This window comes from Vibrio coralliilyticus ATCC BAA-450 (assembly GCF_000176135.1).
In the GTDB taxonomy this organism is placed as follows: domain Bacteria; phylum Pseudomonadota; class Gammaproteobacteria; order Enterobacterales; family Vibrionaceae; genus Vibrio; species Vibrio coralliilyticus.
Genome location: NZ_ACZN01000018.1, coordinates 93,790 through 105,860, shown reverse-complemented (window position 1 = coordinate 105,860; position 12,071 = coordinate 93,790). Strand labels below are relative to the sequence as shown.

Below are 12,071 nucleotides of genomic sequence, written 5' to 3'. Positions count from 1 at the left end.
ATGTCCGATTTATTCGCCACGCAGTGGCGCATACTGCAACGAGACCGATGGCTGCTCTCGTGTCTGACATGGATACCGCTTATATTGGTTGTCTCTATCTGGGCGATATTTTCTCAGGGTATTGCAAGAGACCTCCCCATTGGCGTTGTCGATCTATCCCACAGTCAGCTTTCAAGGCAGCTTAGTCGCAACTACGATGCAACCGCCACACTGTCTGTCACCCATCACTTTTCTGACGTTGCGGAGGCAAAACAAGCGTTGGTTTCAAGCCAAGTGTATGCGTACGTTGTTATTCCGGATAATTTTGATAAAGACATTTATCGCGGTTTACCTCCCGAAGTAAGTGCGTTCTACAACAGCCAAACAATATTAATTGGAAAGCTTATCGGCTCAGCACTAGTACAAGCTCAAGCAACATTCAATGCGCACATTGATGCCTCAAAAGCACTCGCCAAAGGGAACAGCACCGTTGGCTCTGCCGTAGGTACTGCTCTTCCAGTGCAAACACAGATCACTCCTCTGTTTAACAAGAACGCTAACTATGCTCAATTTCTGGTCTCTGCCATTGTTCCAGCCTTGTGGCAAATCATCATCGTGGTTTCAACCATATTGGTGTTGACGGCTAACCACAGGGATAGAGGTTTGACTCAGTGGTTCAAAAGTGCGCCAACCATGCAGTGGACTCGTACATTGCTGCCTTATTTCCCTGTATTCATGGTCCAAGGTTTCACTTTTCTATGTTGGTTTTACTTGGGCTTTGACTGGCCGATGAATGGTAGTTTACTGGTGCTGATGTTTGCTCAGGGGCTGACAGTTATGGCCTGTATGATCATGGGCAGTTTTTTCTTCTTTTTGACACTCGACCCTGCGCGCGCCATGAGTTTCGCTGGAGCATTTACTGCGCCCAGTTTTGCTTTTATGGGCATCACTTTTCCAGTTACCGACATGAACCCACTCGCACAATTCTGGCGAAGTTTACTGCCTATCAGTCACTATATTGAAGCTCAGGTAAGCCAAGTCAGCTACGGACAGTTTTGGGTGAATACAGCGCTAGGTCTGTTGCCGATGTCAGGGTACTTACTGCCTGCGTTAATATCGGTACTTTTGATCAAAAAGCATCTATCTCGCCATAACAGCCTATATTCACAGGAGGCCAAATGACATTCAGACAAGTATTCTATGCTGAACTCAAAGCGCTTCTAACAAACCCTGTGGTGATGCTGACTGTTTTTGGAGGCGTTGTATTCTATTCGTTCCTCTACCCGCTTCCCTACAGCCACCAAACTCCAAGAGAGCAAAAGATCAGTATCGTTAACCTCGATCAAAGCCAGATAAGCTACCAGTTGGAGCGAATGGTAGACGCAACGCCACAAGCCAAGGTTGTTCAGCGAGATTACACCATTGAGGCAGCTCACCAAGCCTTTCTCAACGGTGAAGTGAGCGGCTTTCTAGTCATTCCAGAGCATTTCTATAAAGGCTTGTTACTCGGTAAAAGCCCAACGCTCTCCTTTGCCGGTGATGCTTCCTATTTTCTGGTTTACGGCACCATAGTAGAAGGGTTGGCACAAGCAGGAGGCACATTGGCGGCGCAAACTAAAGTATCCAGATTAATATTGGACGGCGTTCCTCTCTCTTTAGCCAGCGAGCAGTTCGCCTCAACCAAACTCAATTTAAAACCAACCTTTAACCCACGTATGGGCTATATAGATTACGTCGTGCCTGCCGTATTCGTTTTAATACTCCAGCAAACACTTGTGATGGCAGCAGGCCTAATGACCGGGAGTCAGAAGAATGGCACAGGGTATTGGAGCAAAACCTCACCGACAACGCTTTTGTTGGTAAGGCTTTGTGTACTCACCACTGTTTATTATCTTTTGAGTATGTATTACTTCGGGCACAGTTTTACGACGCATGGGGTGAGCCAGCTTGCCAGTAGCACTCAGCTTCTTACCCTACTGTTACCTTTCTTACTGGCGTCCTGCGCGATTGGAATCTGGCTTGGCGCTATCGTTCCTAGACGTGAGTTAGTGACTTTGGTGGTGCTGATAAGCTCAATGCCGCTGGTATTCAGTGCTGGATTTATCTGGCCATTGGAAAGCATCCCGGCACCAATAACCTGGTTATCGCAGCTATTTCCTAGCACACCTGCTATTCAGGGTTTTCTTGCCTTGAATCAAATGGGCGCAGAGTGGAATCAAGTATCTTCCCAGTGGAGCCTATTGTGGTTACAAAGTCTGTTTTGGGGAGTCATCGCAATATACAGCTATCGCCGATACTGTTATTAAAAAGGCTAATTTTGTGTCAGGTATTTTTAAATTCTTCAAAAAATTAAGTGAGAATTTGGGAGGAAAGTAGAACTCTAGGTCAAGATTCGGTCAGCAGTTAATTTAGTTACTGCGATTATTTTGCGAACGATGTAACATTTTTGCTCATAATATATACTATTGTTCAATTAGTCATCGGATATTCCATAAGTCAAATGAACAGATCTTTGCCAACACCAACGTTGACGCTAGAAGTTAAATCACTGCTCGCTTACGCCTTAATTCCAATCCTCATTGTTTTTCCAGCTTCACTGTACGTCGCTTACCAAGGCATTAATGACAGCCTAAGAAATATCGCTGTTACATTTCAAGAAAGAATCGAAGATGTCATCACTGAACTAAAAGACGAGAACGCTCAAGCTATGAAATACCCAGAGCGCTGTGAAGCCATTCAAGAAGACCTCCTATTTGAGAGCTACTTGAGAGAATTAATCATTGTTCAGGATGGTGTCGCTATATGCTCCTCTAAACGTGGCGAGCTTCATTTAGATTTAACAGGTGTATTTAAGCGAAACGAAGCTAAATCCGGCGTTTTTCTATTCGATATTAAAGGTGACCCGCGCCAAAGAACAATGGTCGTTGTAACTGCACAAGAAGACAGAGCTAACAGTGGTGCTTTTGCTATTGTAGACAAGAACTATCTAGTCGAAAGACTAGGTAAGGTAGAGGATGATAAGCTCAGTTTTATTACTGCCCGATTTGGCCAAAAGGTTTACCCAGCGGATAGAACTTTTGTGTCAGACACACTTCACTACACATCAACATCATCTCTATATGGCTTTTCTCTTTTGGTGGAAGCAAGTCCAGCATTCATCAAAAGGCGGGCGATTTTTTATGGACTGAGTAGTCTACCTCTTTCACTACTCATTTCAATCACTCTATTTGCGGTAATGTCTCATATAAGAAATAGAGACAGTCTGGTCGATGATTTAAAAAAAGGTTTAAAAAGAAAAGAGCTGTTTCTCGCATATCAGCCTATTGTAGACAGTCAAACAGAAACTCTGGCTGGCCTTGAAGCACTGATTCGATGGCAGCATCCTACATTAGGATTAATCAGACCCGATGTTTTTATACCACTAGCCGAACGCCAACAGCTCATAAACACTATCACTGACTATGTACTGAAACGAACGTTAGCTGATCTTCAGAGCATAGCGAATTTCAACGGCATACATTTAGGAATTAATGTTCCACCTTCATATCTGCATGATGAGAGCCATCTCATCAATCTACATAGTTATGCTAGACAATTCAGACATATTGGAATTCAGTTAACAGTAGAAGTTACAGAACGTGAAATACTTGACGACAAAGGTCGAACAGCGCTCGCTGACCTTCGTAAGAGTGGTATTTTGGTTTCTATTGACGACTTTGGTACCGGACACACCGCTCTCTCTGTCATTCAGAAAACACAATTTGATTATCTGAAAATAGATAAGTGTTTTGTGGATACCATAGGTTTGGAAACCGTTAATTCTACCGTGCTCAATACTATCATTGACCTTGGCCACCGCTTGGGAGTAAAAATGATTGCGGAGGGAGTGGAAGAACAAAACCAAGTCGAATATCTGGCCAAAATGAATGTATCATACCTGCAGGGCTACCATTTCTCCAAGCCCCTAGAATTAGACGATCTCAAAGAATCTTGGTTGTAAATAAAAGCCCGTGTCACTATAACGGGCTTTTATTAGAACCCTCTTCTTTTCCAGAATTCACCTTCATCTCGACTGTATATTTCGAAGGTTTTTTCGGCAATGACTTTCCCATTCATTTCGATAGTCATCCGCCACTTTCCAATATTGGAGTCGAATCCATTAATCGGGTCGAGCAACTGGATTGTATCACCTAGATAGAAATTCCAGTCGTTGTTTCCAATGTGAAGATCACCTGTAAAAGGGTCCAGCACTTGGCCTTTTTTACCTAATACGCCCGGATGTTCAATACAATATTCAATAACTTGCCCTTTGGCTTTTTTAATATTCACAATGAAACCAAATTCGATATCCTGATCGGCAGGCACTTTGGTTGTAAATTCTTGTATCTTCGGTAGATGTTTTGACTTGGAATCCCATTGACTATAGATGCCGTAAGACGTCATTTCTACTATGGCTGATCTTTTCGCCATTCTTGCCACCGTTTCTTCATTTGCTGGATGGTGCTCGTTGTTACACCGTGAATATTGCCAAAGTTCTCTTTACATTCAATGATTTCAAACTCAGCACCGTACCGCTTTGCCATCTGATAGTAAGGCGCTATTTCCCATCTCATCACAAACGTGTTCGAAACCACTACGCTTTGTCTTTTCATCAGGCTGTCCCGTGTCATGTTCTTACACCAATCATGGGCCTTTGCGATATGTTCTGGCCTGAAGTCATATTCACCTTTTGCATCAACGAAATACATGTCCGCTTCGTAATGATTCACATCCAGTGTCTTAGCCAGCGTACTTTTCCCTGAACCAGGCAATCCGCGAATAATGGTCAGTTTTAACGTCATGAAAATGAATAAATCGAATAATGAGGCGGTGATATTACCGTAAATAAGCATAAAAATGCTATCGACATCTCATTCCGTTTGAGTTAACTTTGGATGTATAGACGTCTAAAAACAAAGCTTAGGGAGAAAGCTGTGCCGATTAAGATCCCCGACCAATTACCTGCTAGTGATGTATTACGTCAGGAAAACATATTCGTAATGCCTGAATCCCGAGCCTCTACCCAGGAGATTCGTCCACTTAAGGTATTGATCCTCAATCTTATGCCGAAAAAGATCGAGACTGAAACGCAGTTCCTTCGTTTGCTTTCCAACAGCCCACTTCAGGTTGATATTGAACTGCTTCGTATCGATGACAGGCCAAGTAAAAACACGCCGACTGAGCATCTTGATAACTTCTATCGTCAATTTGAGATGGTGAAAGGGCGCAACTTCGATGGACTGATTATTACCGGCGCTCCGCTGGGCTTGGTTCAATTTGAAGATGTGATCTACTGGGAACATCTAGAGGCGATCATGAATTGGGCGAAGCAACATGTCACCTCAACCCTGTATGTCTGTTGGGCTGCGCAGGCCGGTTTAAAACTGCTTTATGATTTGCCAAAACGCACACGTAAAGAAAAGCTGTCTGGTGTTTATCATCATCAAATTCATCAGCCATATCACCCTGTTTTGCGTGGCTTCGATGATACGTTTCTTGCTCCTCACTCGCGATACGCTGATTTCTCTCCAGAGTATCTAGCTGAACATACCGATTTGGATGTACTGGCAACTTCAGATGTTGCTGGCGTTTATTTGGCTGCGACAAAAGACAAGCGAAACGTATTTGTCACAGGCCACCCAGAATATGATGCCTTCACACTTCACAACGAATACATTCGTGATCTGGGAGAAGGAATGGAGCCCGCAATTCCTGTGAACTATTACCCGAACAATAACCCTGATAACAAGCCTGTTGCGAGCTGGCGAAGCCATGGCCATTTATTGTTCTCAAACTGGCTCAATTACTGCGTTTACCAGCAAACACCTTACGACTTGGATCATTTCAGTGAAGCCAACTTTACTACGGACGATTGAGGTCAGCGATACTGATTAGTTGTTTGATCTCATTAATTACCTTCGGGGTATTTTGCCAAAGGATAAAATGCCCCTCTCCTTTCACTTCTACAAGTTTTTTCTCTTTCCCTGTTAAGCGCTGAATCGCAAATGCAGAGTTTTCTGGATCGGCAATATTGTCTTCATCACCATGAATCAAAGTCACAGGTACTGAGTCCAGTAAGCCCCAGTCTTTATTGCTCAACTTGGAAAGCTCATCAGCCAGCGGCATCATTTCTCCGTTCGACTTTTTCCAGTTATCAGACAAAAACACACTGACCAACCAAGTATCTGCGAGCTCGTTATACCATTTTGGCTCCTCTAGTTTGGGATCAAACGCAGGCGCCACCAGCACCATCCCCTGAACAAGATTTGGAAACATTAATGCAAGGTTCAGAGCAATTGGACCACCAAGGGAATGGCCAATGAGAATGTTAACTTTGTCTTTAGCAAGTAGTGATTCTATCGACTTTGACTGCGAATCCAAATCGGCTGCAAGCTCTTCTGGAGACTGGCCATATCCAACACGGTCCACGGAGATGAGCTCTGCATTTTCGAGCAGCCACGTATCTTTAAGATATGCTTCATACCCCTCTTTGTTACCCGGTGAGCCATGTATGAAGATCAACCGATAGTTACTGGCTGCATTACCCCGCTCGACATAAGCAACACCACTGTCAGCAAAACGAGTGGTAGCATCCAGTTCTGAAGCAATGGACGATTTTATCGATAACCCAGCTAGGAAGCTTAGAACGGTTGCACCAACGACTTGTTTTCTCACACTTCGTCTCCTTTATTTACTAGTATTGTTGCCAAATCAGCCGCATGATTGGGCTCATTTTTACCAGACCGGACAGACCACGTTATACATTCAAGATCCTTAAAATTTTCTACATCTATCTTATGCGCTTTTTTTGCCTCATCGCCACAATGCTTTTGTCCTCATGTGTCACAATTGACACTCAAACTGTCACTGCAGGCACAAAAGACAAGGCCGACGCGCGAATAGCATTGGGCTTGAGTTATTTGCAACGTGATAACAGGGTAAAAGCAAGAGAAAATATCCAAAAGGCACTTGAGCACGCACCAGAGTACTATCGCGCTCAGTTAGCAATGGCACATTATCTAGAACAGGTTTCTGAGTTCACCCACGCGGAGCACTGGTTTCAACAAGCCATTTCACAACACCCTAACAACGGACAGTTACTCAACGATTATGGTAGCTTTCTATGTAAGCAATCTCGATTTCAGGAAGCCAACGTACTGTTCGAAAGAGCGGTAATTCAACCCAATTACTACTATGTTGCCGACAGTTATGAGAATGCGGCATTTTGCGCTTTGAAAGCAGGCCAACAAGCTAGAGCAGCCCGTTACTTTGAGCGGGCAATTGCTCATGACTCAAACCGACCTCAGGCTATTCTAAATTTGGCACAACTGGAAATGAATCAAGGAAGGTATGAAGCAGCACAAGGCCATTTAACGCTTTTTCATCAACAGTTTGGCATGCAAGAGATATCACTGAGACTTATGGTCGAGCTGGAGACCCGAAAGCATCATCGTCCTTCTCCAAAGCCTTAAATCACTCGAAAGGTTAACGTTTTTTGCGTTGGGAATGAGGGAGCTTACGGCGCTCGCGGACCCGCGAAGCGCGCTGAATTTTTACGTATTCTCTATAAACAATATATATAAACCCGAACAGGCCAGAGACAAACAAAAGCGCAAAAAGTAGCAGTAAACTATCACACACCCATTCAGGCTCACAGGGCATATAAATTTCAATTTCCATATGCCCTCCTTCATGCTTATGCTTTTGCGTCGTACCACGCCTGCCTTTCAGTCGCAGTTTTAAATGTCCAAGCGATAAAGCGGCTAACCTTTTGTCCTTGGCTCATTTCAACAACCTGAACTTCTTTCGCACCAGCTTTTTCTAGGTTCTTTCGCATCCAACGGACATTCTCTTTCTTTGAGATAAGCGTAGAAAACCACAATACCTGATGAGCAAAATCACGGCTTTCAAACGCCAGATTCTTGATAAAAGCCGCTTCACCACCAGGACACCAAAGCTCCGCATTTTGGCCACCAAAGTTAAGTATAGGCGATGCTTTAACCTTACCTCTCTCACTCGCCTGACCGCGTTGTTGCTTACTGCGGTTTAGTTTTTTAAGTTTACGTTCAGTGCCTTGCTGCGCTTCCTGCACAGATCTATGAAATGGCGGATTGCAGGTCGTCACGTCAAAGTACTCGTTTTCCTTAATCACTCCCTTGAAGAAATAGCGACTCTGGGTTTGTAAGCGGCACTCCACGTGACCTTTAAGTACAGGGTTTTCTTCTGCTATTTGATTAGAGTTCTTTACTGAAACTGGATCTATGTCTGACCCCACATAATCCCAACCATATTGGGTAGCCCCGACAATAGGGTAGATGCAGTTGGCACCGACACCGACGTCAAACGCGTTTACCGATTCATGCTTCACTTGCTTCCCATCTTTTGACAGTAACTCTGCTAAACGGTGAATGTAATCGGCGCGCCCCGGAATCGGTGGGCATAAGTAACCCTTAGGAATATCCCAAGATATGACACCATAATGATGTGCAAGCAGCGCTTTATTGAGTAACTTAACAGCCTGTGGATCGGAAAAGTTAATAGAGGCTTCGCCTTTAGGGTTCTTCACGACATACTGTTTAAGTTCAGGTGTTGCATTTACCAATTGATTGAAATTATAACGACCATGGTGAAGGTTTCGCTTATGGAGACCTGCTTTGCCTTTTAGCACGGTCACTTTCATTTTCGAGCGAACAGTATCATTTGTCGTTTTTAAATGGGTGGCTTTTTTCTGCTTAGTCATAAGTTACTTATTTGCTTTCTCAACCATCTCGGTATAAATCATGAACAGGCGAGCATCCAGCTCTAATTGATGATAGTCAGGTTCCATATGACAACAGAGTTGATAAAACGCTTTATTGTGTTCTTTCTCTTTCAAGTGAGCTAGTTCGTGCACCACAAGCATACGGAGTAAAGGCTCAGGAGCATTTTTAAATACGCTCGCAATACGAATTTCATTCTTCGCTTTAATTTTACCGCCATGCACTTTCGCAACGTAGGTATGCAAGCCTAGCGCGTTATTGATCAAGTGAATTTTATTGTCGTAAATGACTTTGCTGATCGGCGCCGTTTTCTTCATATAGCGATTTTTGATCGCAATGGTGTATTCAAACAGCGCTTTTTCACTCTTAATAGTATGATTATCAGGGTAACGCTGTTTAAACCAGTTTTGTAAGCGACCAGACTCCACCATCTGAGTCACAGGCGTCACAATATGTTCAGGGTAACCTTGGATGTAACGAAGAACTGGGTTCATAGGATAAGTTTCGGTCCGCCAAATTGAAGACGCGTAAGTCTACCTGAATCACACTTGCCATTCACTGTCTTTTCATTACACTCTGCTGCATAGCAAGATGTAGGAAATTACGATGAAAAGACTTGTTCTGTATGTGAAGGATAAATGCCCTCACTGTAAAGATGCTCAGCGATACTTAGATGAAAAGGGCTATGCGTACAGATTAACCAACGCAAAAATGCAGCGTGGCAGAAAAGAACTGGATGCTATTGGAGCACGCTCTTTACCCGTGCTCAAAATTGGTGATCGCTACATGATTGGCTGGAACCCAAAAAACTTCGAGAAAATGTACAACTCGAAATGATCAAGCCTCACGCATCGCATTAGCTTCTAGAGGTTTTAGCGTTGCGTGAAATACTTCATCCAGCTTATCGGAGCTGATAGGCTTTGTGATCACATCCGTACACCCTTCCGAAATCATTCTTTCTCTCGTCTGTTCAAACGCGTCAGCCGTACAGCCAATAATCACAGGAGGATTAGGTAAATCGAGCTTCATAATCGCCCTTGTTGCCTTCATGCCATCCATCACTGGCATGTGGTTATCCATTAAGACACAATCAAAGTGTTGATGCTGTACTCTTTCAACTGCCAGTTCGCCATTCTCAACCACTTCATATTCGAAGCCTTTGTTTTTAAGAAACTTACCTAAGACCAGTGCATTCACGCGAGTATCTTCAGCAATTAACACGCTCAGTCCGGTGCCGTCAAATGCAGATAGTCGTTCTTGTTTATCACTGCCCTGACGAACCTTTTTCAACCCGACAGGAACCACAATTGTAAACTGGCTGCCTTTACCAACCTCACTGCTAAGGTCGACAGTCCCGTTCATGGCTTTAACCAGATCCCGAGTAATCGATAACCCTAAGCCGGTACCACCGAACCTTCTCGTTGTGTCGCTTTCAGCTTGTGAGAATGGGTCAAAAATTGCGGACTGTTTCTCTGGGCTGATACCAATTCCGGTATCGGAAACGTCAATATGAAGCTCAATACGATGGCTTTGTTCTACCACATCCAGCGACAACGTAATACCGCCTTCCGACGTAAACTTGAGAGCATTGCTTAATAGGTTTTGTAGAATCTGAAGAATGCGTGTCTCATCGGCCACTAACGCACGGTCACACGATTGAGAGTACTCACACTTAAACTCTAGGTGTTTATCCGCACACAGTGGCTCATAAAGTCGGGTAAGCCTTGCCACCACGTCTTTCAGTAAGAACTCAACTTTTTCAAGTTCCAACTTGCCCGCTTCAATTTTAGAGAAATCAAGTATGTCATTAAGCACATTTAACATGTGTTTTCCCGACCCAAGAAATGTATCAACATACTCCTGTTGCTCTTCGTTGAGCGTCGTATTTTTGAGAAGGTCCCCGACACCCAGAATACCATTCATTGGCGTTCGTAATTCATGGCTCATTGCTGCCAAAAACTGGGATTTTGCGATGTTTGCCGCTTCTGCTTCAACTGCCTTTATCTTCAGCGATTCTTCCAACTCTACTCGCTGAGTGATGTCCCTTTCTACAGCCATAAAACCTTCTATCTGTCCGTGGGTTGAATACAACGGCGTCAAGGCAATTTCAATCCAGTATGACTCTCCTTCCTTGTTGTAATTGAGTAACTCAAAGAACCCTGGCTCTCGACGATCTATCAGTTCTCGAATCTTTCGTGTCGTTCGCTTATCGGTATCCACTCCCTGAAGCACATCACCCGGCTTTTTGCCGATCATTTCTGATAGCGAATACCCTGTCAGCCGCTCAAATGCTCCATTCACCCAAGTCACTTTGGAATCTAAATCCGTAAACACAACCGCATCACGCATATGTTTAACCACTCGAGCTAAGCGGGCAGACTCCGCCTCCCTTATCTTTAGCGATTCAGATTGCTCATAAAGCTGCTGCTCAGACTCAGCTAACTTACGAAATGGGGATACCAAAATTCTTCGTCCAAAAATGAACATGACAACCAACGTCATACTAGTCGCAATTAACATCCCGACGAGCAGGCTTCCCGTCAAATTAGCTTCCGCATCAATGACCAATTGGGGGGAGACCGAATACAACAAGGAAAGATCAGTGCCCTCAATTGGAAACATGTCCATCTTCCAATTATTAGGAGCTTGCATATTCCAGTTAAGTCTATTTTGGGCGATACCAAACCAGTGCATACTGTCGGTGCCCAGGCTTTCGAAAAACTCACTTTCATCAAGTGGCGTTACATATACTCCTAGCCCTTCAGCATAACCGTTGTACAAGATTGGAGCGCTAAGAAGGAGGTAGTCCCTACCGTCATTTTTATAGAGCGAGTACGAAGGCTTTTCCATTAGGGACTCGTTTTCTATACCAGTCGTAATAAAGGTATAAACAACATCGGGCAATGTAATTTCTTGATAAACGTTACCGCCAGAAAAATCATATATGTTGACGTCAGCCGTCGCTCCAGAAGATTTGAGAAGCTCAAGCTGATCTTTAAACGCACTCTGATCATCCACTCCTTCTAAGACTGCACCTTTCGTGACAGGGTGAGAAGTCACGCGCTCAAGCCTCTGTTCATGCAATTTTAGAAACTCAAATACGTATCTCTCAATAGCGACGAACTTTCCTTTCAAGCTTTCACTTATCAAGACCTGAGCGGTTTCTCTAGCTTGATGTTGAACAAAGGCAAAGCTCGCAAGCATAAAAACGCAGGCCCCAACGATGAGAAACAACGAAAACAGATGCATTCCATTTTTCTTATCAAACTTCAACATAGACCTGCGTTACCTCTG

The 12,071-nt window shown here is 43.9% G+C and carries 13 protein-coding genes; 6 read left to right on the top strand and 7 right to left on the bottom strand.

Annotated features, from left to right (window positions below; all coding sequences use genetic code 11):
- The 3 genes from VIC_RS20010 to VIC_RS20000 all read left to right on the top strand — a co-directional run bounded on the left by VIC_RS20010 (position 1) and on the right by VIC_RS20000 (position 3,979).
- Positions 1-1,161 (top strand): ABC transporter permease, encoded by a 1,161-nt coding sequence (locus VIC_RS20010; RefSeq protein ID WP_006962068.1) that lies wholly within the window; start codon positions 1-3, stop codon positions 1,159-1,161.
- Positions 1,158-2,285 carry an ABC transporter permease gene (locus VIC_RS20005; RefSeq protein WP_006962067.1) on the top strand — a complete coding sequence of 376 codons (1,128 nt, stop codon included), beginning with the start codon at positions 1,158-1,160 and terminating at the stop codon, positions 2,283-2,285. The genes VIC_RS20010 and VIC_RS20005 overlap by 4 nt, the downstream gene beginning before the upstream one ends.
- 206 nt (positions 2,286-2,491) lie before the next feature.
- Complete coding sequence (locus tag VIC_RS20000) at positions 2,492-3,979, top strand: EAL domain-containing protein (protein ID WP_236612197.1); 1,488 nt, start codon at positions 2,492-2,494, stop codon at positions 3,977-3,979.
- Positions 3,980-4,011: 32 nt separating this feature from the next.
- Here the strand turns inward: VIC_RS20000 and VIC_RS19995 are convergent, their stop codons facing one another.
- Both VIC_RS19995 and VIC_RS19990 read right to left on the bottom strand, forming a co-directional pair.
- Positions 4,012-4,449 carry a DUF3859 domain-containing protein gene (locus tag VIC_RS19995; protein ID WP_038158760.1) on the bottom strand — a complete coding sequence of 146 codons (438 nt, stop codon included), beginning with the start codon at positions 4,447-4,449 and terminating at the stop codon, positions 4,012-4,014.
- On the bottom strand, positions 4,428-4,871 hold the full coding sequence (locus tag VIC_RS19990; RefSeq protein WP_006962064.1) for an ATP-binding protein: 444 nt from the start codon (positions 4,869-4,871) through the stop codon (positions 4,428-4,430). The genes VIC_RS19995 and VIC_RS19990 overlap by 22 nt, the downstream gene beginning before the upstream one ends.
- A gap of 81 nt (positions 4,872-4,952) precedes the next feature.
- On the opposite strand from VIC_RS19990, the gene metA reads away from it, so the two are divergent.
- Positions 4,953-5,894, top strand: a complete 942-nt coding sequence (gene metA / locus VIC_RS19985) for a homoserine O-acetyltransferase MetA (RefSeq protein WP_006962063.1) — start codon at positions 4,953-4,955, stop codon at positions 5,892-5,894.
- On the opposite strand, the gene VIC_RS19980 is transcribed toward metA, so the two are convergent.
- Complete coding sequence (locus VIC_RS19980; protein WP_006962062.1) at positions 5,881-6,693, bottom strand: alpha/beta fold hydrolase; 813 nt, start codon at positions 6,691-6,693, stop codon at positions 5,881-5,883. The two genes, metA and VIC_RS19980, sit on opposite strands and share 14 nt — an antisense overlap.
- A gap of 122 nt (positions 6,694-6,815) precedes the next feature.
- Here VIC_RS19980 and pilW point away from each other — a divergent pair, with 122 nt between their 5' ends.
- Positions 6,816-7,490: a type IV pilus biogenesis/stability protein PilW gene (gene pilW / locus VIC_RS19975; RefSeq protein WP_039952607.1), complete on the top strand. Its 675-nt coding sequence runs from the start codon at positions 6,816-6,818 to the stop codon at positions 7,488-7,490.
- Positions 7,491-7,503: 13 nt separating this feature from the next.
- On the opposite strand, the gene VIC_RS19970 is transcribed toward pilW, so the two are convergent.
- The 3 genes from VIC_RS19970 to VIC_RS19960 are packed head-to-tail and all read right to left on the bottom strand — an operon-like array spanning position 7,504 to position 9,271.
- A complete protein-coding gene (locus VIC_RS19970) occupies positions 7,504-7,698 on the bottom strand; it encodes a hypothetical protein (protein WP_019275846.1) in 195 nt (64 codons plus the stop codon).
- A gap of 16 nt (positions 7,699-7,714) precedes the next feature.
- Complete coding sequence (gene rlmF, locus VIC_RS19965) at positions 7,715-8,758, bottom strand: 23S rRNA (adenine(1618)-N(6))-methyltransferase RlmF (protein WP_006962060.1); 1,044 nt, start codon at positions 8,756-8,758, stop codon at positions 7,715-7,717.
- 3 nt (positions 8,759-8,761) lie between these two features.
- Complete coding sequence (locus VIC_RS19960) at positions 8,762-9,271, bottom strand: M48 metallopeptidase family protein (RefSeq protein ID WP_006962059.1); 510 nt, start codon at positions 9,269-9,271, stop codon at positions 8,762-8,764.
- Between the two features lie 112 nt (positions 9,272-9,383).
- Between VIC_RS19960 and VIC_RS19955 the strand changes: the two genes are divergently transcribed.
- Positions 9,384-9,614: a glutaredoxin family protein gene (locus VIC_RS19955; RefSeq protein WP_006962058.1), complete on the top strand. Its 231-nt coding sequence runs from the start codon at positions 9,384-9,386 to the stop codon at positions 9,612-9,614.
- On the opposite strand, the gene VIC_RS19950 is transcribed toward VIC_RS19955, so the two are convergent.
- Positions 9,615-12,053: a PAS domain-containing hybrid sensor histidine kinase/response regulator gene (locus tag VIC_RS19950; RefSeq protein ID WP_006962057.1), complete on the bottom strand. Its 2,439-nt coding sequence runs from the start codon at positions 12,051-12,053 to the stop codon at positions 9,615-9,617.
- Positions 12,054-12,071: the final 18 nt, after the last annotated feature.